Raw genomic sequence first — 16609 nt, 5'->3', positions numbered from 1 at the left:
TCTCGAAAACTCGGTTGAGTAAGCGCAGTACGAGATTGTTAGTGTAGCAAAGAAAATGCAGTTAGACAAAACTCTTTCTACAAGCCAAGTCATACAATCCTCCCCATTGGGGGTCAGATTGTATCGCATTCCTCCCACGCTTGATGCTTCACATACAAGCGGGGAATCCTGCGCTTTATTGTTGAACGCGAATGAGAACTTGTTTTGCAAATTTATCGCGAAATAAGTCGTTTAGGCGATCGCAGTAAGCAGCGTGTCGTCTGCCAATTTTCCCCATTTCGACAATCTCTCCCTCAATCAGTTCAATATTATCTTCATTGCTGAAAATTCCCGTTTCTGCCATTTTACAGAACTCACTCACGGTAAATTTTTTGCGGAGTAATTGTGCAGTCATTTTTACCTCTTTCTTCCCAAATCTTCTTTTGTTGAATTCAGATGAGGCGATCGCCTAGCGTCCCATCGGAAATTGTACTTTTCTATTCTGACACATCTACGCGATCGGAAAAGAAAAAATACAGTAAAATTCAATCATGAAATTATCTCAAATCGCGATCGCTCATTTCCAGAGTTCTAGATAGCGATCGCATTTCCTGTCTTGACAGATCCTGAGCCAGGAAACAACTAACGCAGCCAAGAAAGATTCTCAAACTCAGTAAATTCTACCTCTAAACGCCACTGTTCTCGGGCGCGATCGCTGGTCTGTAAAAATTCATTACATTCCCGAGAAAGAGTGCCTCCCGGTACATCATCCGCACAAGCATCAATCATAGTAGAAAAATTGGGACTTTGCCAGAGACTGTCACCGCCAATAAAACTGTATTCGAGACTATTACGGGCAAGTTTCTTTAAGTCCAAATAACCTAAATTATAAGTTTGCGCCGCCCGTAAATATTCATTGCTGAGATCGATGCGGGAAATGCCTTCATCGTCAGAAGCTAATGTTACTGGAACTCCTGCTTGTAAATAGTCGGGAAAGGGATGATCCTCCCCTTTGACTCCTAAAATAACATCATTACTGGTCAAACAAATTTCTACTAATACTCCACGCCGTTTCATTTCTTCTAACAATTGTAGGGGATTTTCTTCATAAAAAATACCAGCACCGTGACCGATGCGATCGGCTTCGGCAATTTCCACAGCTTGGCGAATATGGTTCTTTAAATCCGACGGCGGAACTAAACCTAATGTTAACTCTCCTGCGTGCAAAGCAATATTAATGTTGGGATATTGACGATTGAGCAATTGCAACATTTCCATCTGGAGAGTATAGTCTCGCAATGCTAGGGGATGATCTTCTGGGGCAACCAAATTCAATCCTACGACAAGTTCCTCGGTTTGTACTAATTCAAAAGCATAGACAAATTGGGCAAAAACTTCAGCCGGAGACTTAATGCGCGTGGTTTGCTGAAGATAGCGGACTGTCACTTCGCAACCGGGTTGAGGGTTGGGAGTATCGCATTCCAAGGCCCGAGAAATTCCTTGGGCGATCGCCTCTGCTTCTTTCTGTCCTGCCTCGATGAGTTGCGGTAAACCATTGGCGAGTAACTTTTGTCTCGTGCTGGCAAAATCTCCGTCCCAGACCTCACGCCCCAAGTTCCTCACTTCGCTGCTCTGAAAAGTAAGCATTAATTCGAGATAAAAAATGTGTTGTGCGGCGGCGCGGTTAGCGACACGCCCTACCATCTCCCCTCGGCGGGATAGTAAGGAAGAAATCGGATCGAAGCCTTGAAACGAATTAAAAAAGCGATCGTGACCCGATTCCCCTGCAAAAGCTAAATTTCGGGTTGACCAGCGATCGATCCATGCGTTATAAATATCTGTGCGTTTTTCTTGCAGATCCTCTACTGCGATCGCATTCTCTAAAGTGCGATCGCAGTTTTGCGGTTCAATTAGCGTTAAATGATCTGTACTAAGAGTGTCTGTATTAACGCAATAGCCCTCCTCTGCTGCCCATTCAAGATAACTTTCTGCATAAACTGCACCACTTAAATGAGAATGAATATCTCCACCTTTGGGCATCCGTTGCAAAAAAGCGCGTAATTTGGTTGGGCGATCGCGATTACTTTCAAACCATGCAGCTACCCTTTCGCTGGTGTTATTGCGCGTTTGTCTTTGCGCGATCGTTGTTTCCCGAGTCGTTTCTTGTGCGATCGCTTTTGGGATCGTTAGGTTTGACCCTACGTTTGACCCTAATGAAAACAACAAACTGGCGAAAAAGAGGAGATTGAAGGGTTTGTGCATGGCATTCTTTGCGTCAACTCAGTTGACCAACACGATAGCGTTTTGAAGGATACTAGACAAGAGTATTTTAGTTTTATTAAGCAAAATTAAAGAATCTTGAAGTAGGCGATCGCGCATGGTAAGAATGTATTTCCTGCGAACCTTAAATTATCGCGATTTATTCCTCAGCCATGATGGAAAAAGAACGAGAAGTTTTTATTGGCAAATACTTGACATTATTTGAGTTTTGTACTTGCACTAAGACCTATCAAAAATATGCAACCAAGATCGCACCTTTCCCCCAAAATCCTGAAAGCATCACCGCGATCGCCGACCTCAACCGCAATATTATCGACCCCATTATCGACCATTTTAGCCGCGCAAAATTCCACCTCACTTATGGCTTTTGTTCCCCCGACTTAAAGCGCTATCTCAATCAAAAAGACCCCCTCACCGGACAAAAAAACGGCCGCGTCACCCCATCACGGGACCAACATATCGCTCACGAAAAAAATAGCAATGGGAAATATTACTGCGATCGCCTCGGTTCTGCCTGTGATTTCTGCATTACCGATGTTCCTAGTAATGCCCTCGTTGACTGGATTTTAGAGCAGCAATTACCCTTTGACTCCTTATATTATTATAGCGAAAAACGTCCCATTCATATCAGCTACGGACCGCAACACAAGCGATCGATGTGGACCTTTACCCCCACCGGACAACCGACTCGAAAAGGAATACAACATTGGCTAGAAAAAACTTAGAATATTAATAATGTTGGGCGGCGATCGAACATTCACAAAAAATACCGCACAAATTCTATCTCTCATGCCCAATATGTATAACTTTGAACGAAAATACCAACGTCTCAAAAACCAGTTAATCGGCGGTTTTGCTGGGCTGGGCGGGATTTTCATCCTGGGAACCTTGTGGTATTCCCTCATCGAGAAATGGTCTTGGACAGAATCCGCGTATATGACCATGATCACCCTCTCTACAGTGGGATTTTCTGAAGTTAGACCTTTAAGCGATCGCTCCCGTCTGTTTACGATCGCTCTCATTTTAATGGGCATTTTTGTTATTGGCTATATCGCCAACCGCTTTACAGAAGCGATGATTCGAGGTTATTTTCGAGAAGGACTGCGACTAAGACAACGAAGGCGATCGATTGAAATGCTTGAACATCATTACATTCTTTGCGGTTACGGACGGACGGGGGCTCAAATTGCCTTAGAATTTGCAGCAGAACACGTTCCTTTCATCATTATCGATAGTCAAAGCGAAGCCTTGGACGAAGCGCGACAGCGAGGCTATACGGTCATTCAGGGGGACGCTACCCACGATGATGATTTATATGCGGCGGGGATCGATCGCGCTGACTGTTTGGTTGCTGCTTTGCAATCTGATGCGGAGAACTTATATACGATTCTCTCTGCAAAGACTTTAAAGCCCAGTATTCGTGCCATCGCCCGAGCCAATAGTGAAGAAGCCGTCACAAAGCTAAAACGAGCAGGAGCCGATGCGGTTGTCTCCCCTTATATTACCGGAGGACGACGCTTGGCCGCAGCAGCACTGCGTCCCAGCGCCATCGATTTTGTGGATGGCATTATTACAGGAATGAACCGATCGCTCTATTTAGATGAGTTTTTCCTGGACGAGGTAACTTGTCCTCACATTGGTAAAACCTTACAGCAAACCAATTTGCGATTGCAGTCGGGGGCTTTAGTCCTCGCCATTCGCCGTCAGGATGGAACCTTAATTGGCGGTCCGACGGGAGAAACGCCTTTACATTCAGGAGATTTGTTGATTTGTATGGGGACCGCCGACCAACTCCATGCCCTCAATGGAATTTTAGGGACTGTGCGAGGATATTGGTCGAGTCCGGTCAAAGAAAAGAAGCGATCGCACCGACGAATTTAAGCTCAATCCGCGGCCTCAACCCGCAAACGCTGGGTAATAATAATTGTCCCCTCGCCACTAATGAGAATTGCAGAAACCCAGCGATCGCCACTTTCTTCTGGTGCTGTTCCCTGTTTAAACAGTCCTCCGGCTTGGAGTAACTCTAGATCGAAGGCTTCAGAGCTAAAATAGCGATCGCCATTTACTTCCTCCTCAATTGCCGCCCCCAAGAGCAGCTCCTCACCTAATGGAGTTTTGACAATAGCATCAAAATTAAATCGTTCTCCAGGTTGAACGCGATCGGGTAAATTAAACTGAACTTCTGGAGGATTGTCCCCCATGAGTATCTCCGTGCGTTCCGAGAGAATCTCTTGACTAATAAAGACTTCTCCTTGCAGGACTTGGCGCGATCGCATTTGCGTTTTCAGGCGCATTTCCCGACCGTTATCCGTGCGAGTTCCAGTAATAAAAGTCGTAGTTTCCAGAACAATGCGATCGCCTTGCTGTTGCCAAGATTCTAGCTTGGTAAAATAATTAAGATTCCCATATCGTTCCCAAAGGGTTTCCAGCTTTTCCGACAATTGAGAACGGTCTAGATCGTCAGAGTTAGCGAACTCCTGACTGTAGAACTGTATCACCTCATCAGAATTGTGACGATTTGCCGCATCTTCCAACCGAGTTAAAAAAGTTTTCAATTCTGGGGGAGTATTGCGAGGATATTGGTCTTGGGCGCGAACGGTTGCCCCCATACCCAAGGTTAATCCCAAACTCAGTCCCGTTGCGAATAATACTCGCCAGCCCATTTTTAGCATCGTTTTTGTTTGACTCCCCACTCGTGCAAAACTGCCCATTAATGTTAGGTTGAAATACAGTAATTCTTTCAGTTATAGCAAAATCTCGATCTCCGTGTCTGAAACTTCTCCTCGCTTACTGATAGCCGCTAGCGGAACTGGCGGTCATCTCTTCCCCGCTTTGGCCGTTGCAGAACAGTTATCTGACTGGCAAATTGACTGGTTGGGAGTGACCGGTCGCCTCGAACAAACTCTGGTGACAGATTATCCCTTACATACAGTTAATGTGGAGGGGTTTCAGTCCCGAGGGTTAAAATCTCTTTTTGTTTTCTATCGTTTGGCGATCGCCATTTTTCAGGTTCGCAAGTTATTAAAACGGCTACGCATCGATGCTGTTTTCACTACCGGGGGTTATATATCCGCCCCAGCCATTTTAGCCGCGCGATGGTGCGGTATTCCCGTCATTATTCACGAATCCAATGCCATACCCGGAAAAGTGACGAAATTACTGGCTCCCTTCTGTACCCAAGTGGCGATCGGATTGGAGATGGCCGCACAATCCTTGCCCAAAAAGAAAACAATTTGGCTGAGTACCCCCGTTAGAGAAACCTTTTTAAGCCCTCAATCTCTTGATTTTCCGATTCCTCAAGATGCTACCGTTATTGTCGTCATGGGTGGCTCTCAAGGGGCTGTGGTCTTAAATCAATTGGTGAGAGATTGTGCGAAAACATGGCTGGCTACTGGGATATATCTGGTGCATTTGACAGGCGATCGCGACCCCGACGCAGACAGTTTTCAACATCCTCACTATTTCCCCCTCCCGTTTTATAACAACATGGCGGGCTTATTGCAACGAGCCAATTTAGCCATTAGTCGGTCTGGTGCGGGAACTTTAACAGAATTAGCAATAACCAAAACCCCTGCTATTTTAATTCCCTATCCCTTTGCCGCAGAAGACCACCAGTATTATAATGCTTTGGCATTTAAGGAAGCAGAAGCAGCCTTGATTTATCGTCAGCAGCAACTCACTCCAGAAATCCTCGAAAAAGAAGTTTTACGCTTATTGAATAATCCTGATGAGTTAGAGAGAATGTCAGAGAATGCAGGAACTTTAGCGGTAGCAGATAGTGCTGAACGATTAGCTGCCCTCATTCAAGACAATTTGAAAGTTGCAAATTGACATAATTAGGACTCTAGGGAGCGAGACGCTCCCACTACAGTACCTGATAATGGAGGTAGCTTAACTAATTAATTTTAAGTATCGTAAACTCTTGCTTCCAAGGCTTCTGGATTTTCCTCGCAATACTCTTCAAAATAGGTTTGCTTGGGTTTATTTGCACGTTGGTGAGCCAATTCTGCTTGTAATTCTTCCACAATATCCCAGGCAGAAGCACATTTAGGAGATGTCGCACCCTTTTCAGAACAAATTGCTCGAGCGCTATCTCGTGCTTTAATCACCTCTTCTTCTAAGGTTAATTCTTTAGGTTGTTCGACAAAATTACTTTTGGTAATAATGTCGGTAATAGAGACAATACCGAGCAGTGTATCGCGGATTACCGGAGCGCGACGAATTCCCGTATTCGCGAATAAACGAGCAATATATTCAACTCCCAGATCGGGATTGACAGAGATACAGGGTTTCGTCATAATCTCATAAACCTTAACAGTTTTGGGGTCTTTTCCGTAAGCCGCTACCTTATAAGCAATATCGGTTTCTGTTACCATTCCATAGGCATCTTCGTCAGTACGACGGGAAACAATGAGAGCGCGTAACCCTTTTCCTTTCATTATTTTAACGGCTTCTGCGACGGTTGCCGAACCCCGAATGGTGACAACATCCGTTGTCATAATATCTGATGCTTTCATGTTGATATATTTTTAATGTAGACCAATAGTATTTTTCTAGGAATGGGTAGAAAGAACAAGCCCCAAATTGTATAATGCGATCGCCAATCCCAGTCCTAGCAAAAAGCAGGTTCGCATTAAGTGCAAGGCTGCGAGGACAACTTCTGGCGCGATCGCGCGATCGCTTTCCCCTAAAAAGGGCTTATCTTTAACAATCCCTTGATAAATATTTTCTCCCCCTAATTGTACTCCTAACGCCGCCGCATAAGCGCATTCACTCCAGCCAGAATTGGGGCTGGGATCTTGAGGTGCATCGCGACGACAGAGGAATAAAACTCGTTTCGGTTTTCCCGATACCAGAGCAATAGTGAGGATTGTGATGCGACAGGGAAGCCAAGTTAAAATATCTTCTAATTTGGCGCTAAACCAACCAATATCGGTGTAAGGTTCTCGTAGATAGCCTATCATTGAATCGAGGGTACTGACGGCTTTATAAGCCAAACAGAGAGGGACGCTACCGAGGGGAAAGAATAGCCCTAAAATTGCATAAAATAAGGGTGCAGTTACGCCATCTGTGGTATTTTCGGCAACAGTTTCTAAGATTGCTCGCAGTATTTCTTCCTCGGATAAATTAGCAGTTTCTCGTCCTACATATTGACTCAATTTTGCCCGCGCGAGGTCTATTTTTCCTGCTTTTAAAGGGACTAAAACATCCATTGCGGCATCTCGCAAACTGCGCCCAGCAAAACAACTTCCTAAGAGCAGACTGGCGATCGCCATGCCGAAAAAAGGATGAACTAAATTAGCACTATACACCATCGCCCATCCCGCGATCGCGCTGCCGAGAATGAGTCCACCTCCTAATAAAATTCCCAGGCTGCGTTTAAGTCCTGGGTTCAAATTAAATTGGAAAATAAATTGCGTTGTCTGGTGAATGATTGCTCCCATTACCTTCACGGGATGAGGGAAACTCCAAGGATCTCCAATGAGGCGATCGAGGAGAGAAGCGAGAATTAAAACGGCGATCGCCTCATTGGTTATCTGCCCATTCATATTTAAAATAGTGTATTATCCCTTTTACAAGTATTTTCTTGTCAAAAAATAGGATAGGGACGTTAAACTTATAAGTTTAACATCCCTCAAACAATCAAGAAGATTGAGGATTACCAACCTTTTTCGGCTTTTTCTAAAACATAAGTGGCTATATCTTCAATTTGTTCATCGCTCAGACGACCTTTAAAAGCAGGCATGGGAGGTTTCCCATTGGTAACTTGAGCAATAATGGCTGCCAGATCGTATCCATTTTTCTCTAAATCAGTCTTAGAGAGCGTTTTGCTGGGATTAATGACATTTTTGCCCCCCAAATGACAAGCATTGCAATTGGCAGAAAAAAGGCTGGCTCCCTTAGCAGCATCTCCCGCAAAGGCAGGTTGGGACAAAAAGAAAGTGGTTGCAGTAAAAACCAATAGTAATGCAGTGAACAGAAGTTTTTTCACGGTGGTCTCCTCTTTAGTCGTACAGTCAAGCTATATTTAGGGATCGTCGAGAATCTTAAGTATCTTGTCAAAAGACAGCTTGTAAAACTTCGATCGCCTAGCAAAACGGTTAAAATAATTGACGAGATAGAAATAGCATTGCATCTGTAGTCTTATGACTCTAGTTCCCGATAAAACCCTTGAAGAGAAAGGATTGGAAGAGGAAAAGAATGACTCTCATTCCGATACCCAAAGCGATCGCGTCCCTGTTGTGCAAATCTGGGAATTAAAGAAAGTCTATCGGACAGGCTTTTGGTTCGATCGCCTGATTGAGTCCCTGAAAAGTATTACCCTGACGGTGTACGAGGGGGAAACCTTTGGCTTACTCGGTCCCAATGGTGCAGGAAAAACAACCCTCTTAAAAATCTTACTGGGATTTGTGCGCCGAACCTCGGGACGGGCAACCCTATTGGGCAATCCTATCGGCGATCGCGCTACAAGACAACACATTGGCTATCTGCCGGAAAATCCCTACTTGTACGACTATCTCACGGCTTGGGAGTTCTTGCAGTATGCCGCAGACTTATTTGGCATTTCCCAAAAAGTACAAAAACAGCGTCTTCCTGAATTATTGGACTGGGTAGAATTGGATACTTATACCGCGAAAAAGAAGCCCATGCGCCAGTATTCTAAAGGAATGTTACAACGGGTGGGCATGGCTCAAGCCTTAGTAAATAACCCCGATATTCTCTTTCTCGACGAACCAATGTCTGGCCTCGATCCCATCGGTCGCTATCGTATTCGCGAGATTATTCTCTCCTTAAAAAAACATGGCAAAACTATCTTTTTTAATTCCCATATTTTGGCAGATGTCGAGCAGATTTGCGATCGCATTGCCATTTTAGATCGTGGAGAACTGCTTTGCACCGGCTCCCTGGACGAATTATTAGGTAGCGGCGATCGCTATCGCGTCACGGGTCAAGGAGGCAATGCAGAAGACCTACAATCTTATTTAAAAGAACTTGACTTTGGGCGATCGGGTTGGCACGGCGAACTTGAGGGAGATCCCCAAGAATTTCTCAGCCAATTAAAGGCGATGGATGCTCATTTAATCGGCATGAATTTGGCTCGACCTTCCTTAGAAGAGTTTTTCTTACAAACATTAAAACAGTCATCAAGCACCAATAATAAATGAAATTATTAGACGTGGGCAAAATTGTTGCCGCACAAGGTTTAAAAGGAGAATTGCGGGTTTATCCTGAATCTGATTTTCCCGAACGATTTTTACAACCTGGAGTGAGATGGTTGCAATTACCTAATACTTCTCATCCCCAACAATTTGAATTATTATCTGGGCGATCGATACCAGGGAAAAAACTCTATATCATCAAACTGGCAGGCATTGAAGATATTCATCAAGCAGAAGCCTTACGAGGTGCAAAATTCCTCGTCGATGCCGGCGATCGCCCTTCCTTAAAAGCCGATGAATATCACGTTGCCGATCTGGTGGGTTTAGAAGTTATTATTCAGTCAACCGGAGAGGCGATCGGTCGAGTTACGGAGATTTATACGGCAGGAAATGACCTATTGGAAGTGACCTTAAATACACAACCCCAAACCGTGCTAGAAAATGCGCCATTAGAAGATACCTTAAAGGCAAACCCCGAAATCTTGTCCGAAGTCGCAACAGGATCGAGGAAAAAGAAGAAAAAGCGATCGCCAAAAACTGCCCCAAGCATTTTCATCCCCTTTGTTGCGGAGATTGTCCCCGTTGTAGATATCAAAGCAGGGCGCATAGAAATTATCCCACCCCCTGGACTCTTAGAAGTCAACCTCGCAGATTCATAAAGAACTGTTAAGATTAAACAAGACAGAATATTTGTCTAATCCGATGGGGTGCAACCAATTCCCCTAGTTTGAACTTTGAATTTTGAATTGCTTATGTCCTCTGCCGTCGCCGTTGCCAAGAAAAAGTTAAAAAATCCGCCCCTAGAGATTCACCATCTCGGCGATCGCGTTCTGCGTCAACCTGCCAAACGCATTGCTAAGGTCGATGATAGCGTCCGCCAACTGATTCGGGAAATGTTACAAACCATGTATAGTGCCGATGGCATTGGTTTGGCTGCCCCTCAAGTTGCTGTCAATAAACAGTTAATCGTTATTGACTGCGAACCCAAAGACGAGTCTAATGAACCTTTGGTGTTAATTAACCCTAAGATTATTAGTGCTAGTAAAGCATTATGCGATGCAGAAGAAGGCTGTTTGAGCATCCCTGGAGTGTATTTGGATGTCACCCGTCCCAAGGCGATCGAAGTGACCTTTAAGGACGAAAACGGCAGACCTCAGAAGCTAAAAGCCGATGGCATCCTTGCCCGAGTTATTCAACACGAAATGGATCACCTCACAGGAGTCTTATTTGTGGATCGGGTCAAAAATAATTTAGTCTTGGCTGAGGAACTGAAAAAGAATCATTTTTCAGTTAATGCCGTTAAACCTGTGAACTGATAGCTGATAACTAATATGGGAATGACACCAAAAAGCGGAATTTTGTTAGCGGGTTGCTGCATCTGCGCGATCGCCGGAGTCGGTTCAATTTTTGAACTCTCTTACGGACACCCTACCTATGGCACTACAATTACTGCGATTATCCTTGCAGCAAGTATTCCTTTGACGGGTTTGCTCTTTTGGGCGGCTGTTCGCGATACTAAAGCCAATCAGTCTCGTTAATTAGGACCTACTGGCGATATTATCAACAATTTTACTAGGATGCAAAATTTGCATCCTGAAAAAAATTTGCCATGTCAGTCAGTTTTCTCGATGTTTTCAACCAAGCGATCGATCGCTATCCACCGATTGTTCCTCCTCAGACTTTACTGGCTCAGGCGATCGCCGCTTTACATTTAAAGGAAACTACTCTTGATAATTATCTTTTAGTCACTGCATTAGGAGATAAAAATTCTTCCTTGGTGGGAGTATTAACAGAAAAAGAGGCCGTCTCTTTTATGGCAAAGCATCGGGATTGGTTCGAGCGACCTGTTAGTGAGGCTATGGGAGGGGCGATCGCCTATCAAGTCTCAGAAATCACCAGTTTTCAACAACTCCTCTCCCTTTTTCGCCAGTATCGTTTATTGGTATTACCCTTAATCGACAACGAGGGAATCATAACCGGAACAATTACCCGAGAGCAAATTTGGCAAGCAATGGAAGTCCATTTCTCCTCTTGCGGCGATCGCAAATGTGCAGAAATACCATTACAAGCTATTCAAGCACGATTTGAATACTTGATTGCTTCGAGTCCGGCAGTGATTTATAGTTGCGGAGTTCAGGATGAGAGTTTCCCTGCAACATTTATCAGTGAAAATATTAAAGAAATTTTAGGCTATTCTCCTCAATCTTGGTTGCAAGATCCTAACTTTTGGCGCGATCGACTTCATCCAGAAGATATCCCGCATATTTTTGCCAATTTAGAACAATTATTCGTAAGCGGACATCGAGTTTACGAGTATCGCTTTTTACATCAAAATGGCAATTATCTTTGGTTGCGGGATGAGGTGAAATTAATACGAGATGACGAAGGAAACCCGATTGAGTGTGTGGGTTCAATTATCATCATCGACGATCGCAAGCAAACTGAAGTAGAATTACGAAAAAGTGAGGAACGCTATCGGGCGATCGTACAAGATCAAACCGAACTCATTTGTCGCTATCGCGTCGATGGAACTCTTATTTTTGTTAATGATGCCTATTGTCGCTATTTCCAGCAATCTCGGCAAGATATTATCGATCGCAAATGGTTGCCGGATATTGTCCCAGAAGATTTGGAAACATTAAACCAACAATATTCGCTTTTGCGTCCGGATCGTCCTGTTTATACCTGCGAAATTCGTACTTTTTTGCCCAATGGAACAAGCCGAATTCAACAATGGATCGATCGCGGTTTTTTTAACGAACAAGGAGAGTTAATTGAAATTCAAGCCGTAGGTCGAGATATTAGCGATCGCAAACAAGCTGAAAATGATATTCGCCATGCTTTAGAAAAAGAGAAAGAGTTAAATGAACTAAAATCGAATTTTATCTCGATCGCCTCCCATGAATTTCGCACTCCTCTCACGGTCATTATGGCTTCAGCCAAGTTGCAAAAACATTACAGTCACAAACTTTCTGAAGAACAAAAACAACAACAACTCGATCGCCTATTGCGTGCCAGCGATCGTATTTTGCAACTTTTAAATGATATTCTCATTCTGGGTAGAGCAGAAGCTGGAAAAATCGAACTTTCTCTTGCTCCACTCAATTTAAAAAACTTTTGTTTGGAGTTATTGGCTGAAATTGAGGCGATCGACGAAAATCAACATAGTATCATTTTTAGCAATGGAGAAAGTGTCGATCGCAATATTATTGCCGATGAAAATTTATTACGTTATATCTTGACAAACTTGTTATCAAATGCTACTAAATACTCTCCTCAAAATACCCCAGTTACCTTGAATGTTAGCCTCAAAAATTGTGAAGTTATCTTCCAAATTGAAGATCGCGGTCTGGGCATTCCTTCCGAAGATATTCCCCATTTATTTGAATCCTTTCATCGTGCTAAAAATGTCGGTGAAATCAAAGGAACGGGTTTAGGTTTAGCCATTGTCAAAAGAGCCGTAGCGCTTTATCAGGGCGCGATCGATGTGCAGAGTAAACTCAACGAGGGAACTACATTTACAATAACTTTACCCTTGCTACCTGAAAATTAAAGGATAGCTTGATTATTTCTTCCGAGGAGATGTTCAATTTTGAGATCATCCAATTGCATTGGACTCAGAAAAGGAGTAATTTAGGGAGAGATGAGCGGGAAAAAAGCAAAATATGGGAAGCGCAAAAAATTTAGGCTATGGACTGGGAGGGGCGATCGCAATGGTTGGATTGAGTGCGATGATTTCCCCCGCTCAGGCAGAATCGCTATTCTTAGCCTATCCCCCCAAGGAACACCAGACGACAGCAGAACAAATCTTTTTCATTGGTACAGCTTCCCCCCAGGAAAAGGTGTCTATTAATGGAAAAGAGATTCAGCGCAGTCCAGCCGGGCATTTTGCTCCTAGTTTTCCCTTGCGCTTAGGAGACAACGATTTTGTAGTGCGCTCGGGAGGGGAAGAGATTCGAGTGCGGGTGACGCGACAGAGCGATCGCCCAGTCATCCCAACGGGGGCCAATTTTGCTCCAGATTCCCTAACTCCAGCACGGGACATCGCCAGATTACCGGAAGAGCCGATCTGTTTTGGCGCGATCGCCCCTTCTAATGCTCAAGTTATCGTTAAAGTTAGCGATCTGGAATTACCTCTAGCCCCCCAAGCGGCGATCGCCCAACTCCCACCTAATTCTGCCGTCCTCACCTCCCAAAATCAACCCCGATCGACAACAGCAACACAATATCAAGGCTGCGTCACGAGCGATCGCCCCGGTAATTTCGGCATCCCCGAGTTCCAAATTAGCCTCAACGGTGCCACCCATACTCAACCAGGAACTGGCGCGATCGCGGTTCTTTCCCCTCGCGAATTAGAAGTAATTGAGGTGACGGCTCCATCGGGAGTGGCTCGCACGGGACCGGGTACCGATTATTCTCGCTTAACTCCCCTGCCCCAAGGAACTCGAGCCAGTATTAGTGGACGAGAAGGGGAATGGCTGCGTTTGGATTATGGTGGATGGATTAAAGAGAGCGAAACGCGCCTCATTCCGGGGTCTATTCCTCCTCAATCCAATATTCGCAGTATTAGTTCTCGCCAAGGACAAGGAGAAACAGAGATTATTTTTCCTCTCGAAGTTCCCGTTCCTGTCTCCGTTAAACAAGAAGATGGAATTTTTACTCTCACTCTTTATAACACTACTGCTCAAACCGATACGATTTGGATCGATGACGATCCCTTAATTAAGCGCTTGGACTGGCAGCAAATTACACCGACCCAATTAGAGTATCAATTTGTCCTCAAAACCCAGCAGCAGTGGGGTTTTGCCTTGCGATATGAGGGGACGAGTTTGATTTTGACCTTGCGCCATCCTCCCAAGGTTTCTGGGCGATCGGGAGAATCTTTGCAGGGAATGCGAATTCTCCTCGATCCCGGTCATGGTGGCACGGAATTGGGAGCGCGAGGACCCAATGGTTATCCAGAAAAGGCAGTAAATTTGCAGGTTTCCCAACGCTTAAAAGCAGAGTTGGAAGGACGGGGAGCCACGGTTTATATGACCAGGGAAAGCGATGTTGAGTTAGGATTGCAAGAACGGATGGATGCGATCGCCAGCCTCAAGCCAGATTTAGCGTTTTCCGTCCATTACAATGCTTTACCCGATAGTGGCGATGCGGTAAATACGGCGGGAGTGGGGATGTTTTGGTATCATCCCCAAGCACAGGATTTAGCGGTATTTCTCCATAATTATTTAGTTGAGAATTTGGAGCGTCCCTCCTATGGAGTGTTTTGGAACAATTTGGCCTTGACCCGTCCTCATGCAGCACCCGCGATTTTACTTGAATTGGGCTTTATGATTAACCCAACAGAATTTGAGTGGATCGTGAGTCCCCAGGAACAGGAAAAATTAGTGAGGGCGATCGCCGATGGTATTGCAGATTGGTTACAAAAAGTAAGCCAATAAAATCAGGACTCTCTGAAATTTGTTTACCCTAGATCGTGTTAGTGCAAAATCATCAACAGCAAGCCAATAAAATTAATATCCCTCGACAAGGAAAATCATTCACGAAGGTCTTTAAATTTAAGAAACCCGGCCATTCGCGAGACTAAAATCGCGAAATTCTTGGGCTTGCTGCTCAATGCGAGCCGCAAGACGATGGCAAACTAAATTACATAATTCGTAAATTAACGGATCTTCGACCCAGTAATAAGCGGATGTTCCCACAGTGCGGCGACTGAGAATACCGGCTTGCAACATCACCTTCAAATGTTTTGAGACATTGGCCTGACTGGTTTGCGTCGCTTCAACCAATTCCTGCACGCACTTTTCCCCATCGCGCAAGAAAGTTAAAATTCGTAAGCGCATGGGTTCGCTGAGAATACTGAAGTAGTCAGCTAATTGCTGTATGACTTCCTGCGATACGGATTGGGTAAGTTCCATAAACCTCAAGCAAAATGTCGATCCCCGAATTCTAACAGTCTTTCTTCGATGATGACAATCATAGCAAACCCTGATTTGTGATTTTTGCCTTTCCTCAAGGGGTCAATCGGGTTTGACGCGCATGAGTACTTGACCATACTCTACCGGCTCTGAATTTTCCACCACAATCTCCATAATCTGCCCGGAGACTTCAGCTTCAATTTCATTCATGAGCTTCATTGCCTCAATAATACAGACAGTTTGCCCAAGATTGACGCGATCGCCGATCGCAATAAATGGCGATTCGTCTGGGGCAGGAGAGCGATAAAATGTTCCCACCATGGGCGAGGTAATTTCTACCCAGCCAAGCTCCACAGTAGGTGGGGGAGCAGAATCCATAACGATAGGAGAGGAGGGAGAGAGCTTAGAAAGAGGAGGAGAAGTTTGGTTGGCCAATGTTCCAGCCGATTCAGGAGCAGAAACAGTGGATAAGGAATGAGTCCCTTTTTTCACCGTTAGTTCAAACTCATCGCTCTTCAAACTCAATTCGACAATATCTGTCTGGGCGATCGCCGCTAATAATTCGCGGACTTGTTGAAAATCAATAGACACCGATTGCAAATCCCAATAGCGTGTGCGGATTAAGTTATCAGTTACCAGTTACCAGTTACCAGTTACCAGCTATCATCACTGTTGCCTGTTACCTGTTACCTGTTGCCTGAGTTACGACTTACTTCTTTCGATGTAAGAATCATTGCGGGTGTCAATTTTAATCTTTTCTCCCACAGAAATAAAGAGTGGCACCATCACCTGGGCTCCAGTTTCCACGATCGCCGGCTTTGTTCCCCCTGTTGCTGTATCCCCTTTAACCCCCGGATCGGTTTCAGTGACTTCTAAAACAACAGTGTTGGGAAGTTCGACTTCTAAAACGCGATCCCCCCACATGACGACATTGACTTCCATTTCTTCTTTGAGATATTTGATGCGATCGCCCACTGAATCGGGATTCAAGCGCATTTCCTCATAAGATTCCATATCCATGAAAACCAGATCGTCACCGTCTTTATAGGTGTATTGCTTGGTACGCTTTTCGAGAATCGCTTGGGGAACCGTTTCCCCCGCTCGAAAGGTTTTGTCCACCGTATTTCCCGTTTGCACGTTTTTCAGTTTGGTTCGCACAAACGCCGAACCCTTTCCGGGTTTAACATGGAGAAATTCAGTAACGCGCCAAACCGAGCCATCTAACTCAATCGTTACGCCAGTTCTAAAATCATTACTCGAAATCATTGATTG

At 44.6% G+C, this 16609-nt stretch carries 18 protein-coding genes; 9 read left to right on the top strand and 9 right to left on the bottom strand.

Annotation, left to right across the window (positions count from 1 at the left end):
• Window positions 1-175: 175 nt before the first annotated feature.
• Window positions 176-394, bottom strand: a complete 219-nt coding sequence (locus tag VB714_RS18905; RefSeq protein ID WP_323226215.1) for a hypothetical protein — start codon at window positions 392-394, stop codon at window positions 176-178.
• Window positions 395-621: 227 nt separating this feature from the next.
• Window positions 622-2241 (bottom strand): adenosine deaminase, encoded by a 1620-nt coding sequence (locus VB714_RS18900; RefSeq protein WP_323226214.1) that lies wholly within the window; start codon window positions 2239-2241, stop codon window positions 622-624.
• Between the two features lie 170 nt (window positions 2242-2411).
• On the opposite strand from VB714_RS18900, the gene VB714_RS18895 reads away from it, so the two are divergent.
• Both VB714_RS18895 and VB714_RS18890 read left to right on the top strand, forming a co-directional pair.
• Window positions 2412-2984 carry a hypothetical protein gene (locus VB714_RS18895; protein ID WP_323226213.1) on the top strand — a complete coding sequence of 191 codons (573 nt, stop codon included), beginning with the start codon at window positions 2412-2414 and terminating at the stop codon, window positions 2982-2984.
• Window positions 2985-3057: 73 nt separating this feature from the next.
• The gene (locus tag VB714_RS18890) at window positions 3058-4140 is read left to right on the top strand and encodes a potassium channel family protein (RefSeq protein ID WP_416309740.1); all 1083 of its coding nucleotides are present in this window, start codon (window positions 3058-3060) and stop codon (window positions 4138-4140) included.
• A gap of 2 nt (window positions 4141-4142) precedes the next feature.
• Here VB714_RS18890 and VB714_RS18885 read toward each other — a convergent pair whose 3' ends face one another.
• Window positions 4143-4970 carry a nuclear transport factor 2 family protein gene (locus VB714_RS18885; RefSeq protein WP_323226211.1) on the bottom strand — a complete coding sequence of 276 codons (828 nt, stop codon included), beginning with the start codon at window positions 4968-4970 and terminating at the stop codon, window positions 4143-4145.
• Window positions 4971-5025: 55 nt separating this feature from the next.
• Between VB714_RS18885 and murG the strand changes: the two genes are divergently transcribed.
• Window positions 5026-6090, top strand: a complete 1065-nt coding sequence (gene murG / locus VB714_RS18880) for an undecaprenyldiphospho-muramoylpentapeptide beta-N-acetylglucosaminyltransferase (RefSeq protein ID WP_323226210.1) — start codon at window positions 5026-5028, stop codon at window positions 6088-6090.
• 74 nt (window positions 6091-6164) lie between these two features.
• Here the strand turns inward: murG and VB714_RS18875 are convergent, their stop codons facing one another.
• From VB714_RS18875 to petJ, 3 genes are all read right to left on the bottom strand, one after another.
• The gene (locus tag VB714_RS18875; protein ID WP_323226209.1) at window positions 6165-6776 is read right to left on the bottom strand and encodes a CP12 domain-containing protein; all 612 of its coding nucleotides are present in this window, start codon (window positions 6774-6776) and stop codon (window positions 6165-6167) included.
• A 36-nt stretch (window positions 6777-6812) separates the two neighbouring features.
• Window positions 6813-7808 carry an adenosylcobinamide-phosphate synthase CbiB gene (gene cbiB / locus VB714_RS18870; protein ID WP_323226208.1) on the bottom strand — a complete coding sequence of 332 codons (996 nt, stop codon included), beginning with the start codon at window positions 7806-7808 and terminating at the stop codon, window positions 6813-6815.
• Between the two features lie 110 nt (window positions 7809-7918).
• Window positions 7919-8251, bottom strand: coding sequence for a cytochrome c6 PetJ (gene petJ / locus VB714_RS18865; RefSeq protein ID WP_323226207.1), 333 nt, complete (start codon window positions 8249-8251; stop codon window positions 7919-7921).
• 193 nt (window positions 8252-8444) lie between these two features.
• On the opposite strand from petJ, the gene VB714_RS18860 reads away from it, so the two are divergent.
• The 6 genes from VB714_RS18860 (at window position 8445) to VB714_RS18835 (ending at window position 14860) form a co-directional block, all read left to right on the top strand.
• The gene (locus tag VB714_RS18860) at window positions 8445-9425 is read left to right on the top strand and encodes an ABC transporter ATP-binding protein (RefSeq protein WP_416309739.1); all 981 of its coding nucleotides are present in this window, start codon (window positions 8445-8447) and stop codon (window positions 9423-9425) included.
• Window positions 9422-10078, top strand: coding sequence for a ribosome maturation factor RimM (rimM, locus tag VB714_RS18855; protein ID WP_323226205.1), 657 nt, complete (start codon window positions 9422-9424; stop codon window positions 10076-10078). The genes VB714_RS18860 and rimM overlap by 4 nt, the downstream gene beginning before the upstream one ends.
• 93 nt (window positions 10079-10171) lie before the next feature.
• Entirely contained in the window at window positions 10172-10735 is a 564-nt protein-coding gene (gene def, locus VB714_RS18850) for a peptide deformylase (protein WP_323226204.1), read from the top strand.
• 21 nt (window positions 10736-10756) lie between these two features.
• Window positions 10757-10957: a hypothetical protein gene (locus VB714_RS18845; RefSeq protein WP_323226203.1), complete on the top strand. Its 201-nt coding sequence runs from the start codon at window positions 10757-10759 to the stop codon at window positions 10955-10957.
• A gap of 71 nt (window positions 10958-11028) precedes the next feature.
• Window positions 11029-12972: a PAS domain-containing protein gene (locus VB714_RS18840; protein ID WP_323226202.1), complete on the top strand. Its 1944-nt coding sequence runs from the start codon at window positions 11029-11031 to the stop codon at window positions 12970-12972.
• Window positions 12973-13084: 112 nt separating this feature from the next.
• Window positions 13085-14860 (top strand): N-acetylmuramoyl-L-alanine amidase, encoded by a 1776-nt coding sequence (locus VB714_RS18835; RefSeq protein WP_323226201.1) that lies wholly within the window; start codon window positions 13085-13087, stop codon window positions 14858-14860.
• Between the two features lie 117 nt (window positions 14861-14977).
• On the opposite strand, the gene VB714_RS18830 is transcribed toward VB714_RS18835, so the two are convergent.
• The 3 genes from VB714_RS18830 to efp form a co-directional block, all read right to left on the bottom strand.
• Window positions 14978-15337 carry a metalloregulator ArsR/SmtB family transcription factor gene (locus tag VB714_RS18830; RefSeq protein ID WP_323226200.1) on the bottom strand — a complete coding sequence of 120 codons (360 nt, stop codon included), beginning with the start codon at window positions 15335-15337 and terminating at the stop codon, window positions 14978-14980.
• A 102-nt stretch (window positions 15338-15439) separates the two neighbouring features.
• Window positions 15440-15928 (bottom strand): acetyl-CoA carboxylase biotin carboxyl carrier protein, encoded by a 489-nt coding sequence (accB, locus tag VB714_RS18825; protein WP_323226199.1) that lies wholly within the window; start codon window positions 15926-15928, stop codon window positions 15440-15442.
• A gap of 111 nt (window positions 15929-16039) precedes the next feature.
• Entirely contained in the window at window positions 16040-16603 is a 564-nt protein-coding gene (gene efp, locus VB714_RS18820) for an elongation factor P (protein ID WP_323226216.1), read from the bottom strand.
• Window positions 16604-16609 lie beyond the last annotated feature (6 nt).

The sequence above is a fragment of the Spirulina sp. 06S082 genome, from assembly GCF_034932145.1.
Classification (GTDB): domain Bacteria; phylum Cyanobacteriota; class Cyanobacteriia; order Cyanobacteriales; family Spirulinaceae; genus CCY15215.
Note: the sequence above shows the minus strand (reverse complement) of the source record. Positions and strands in the feature narration are given on the sequence as shown.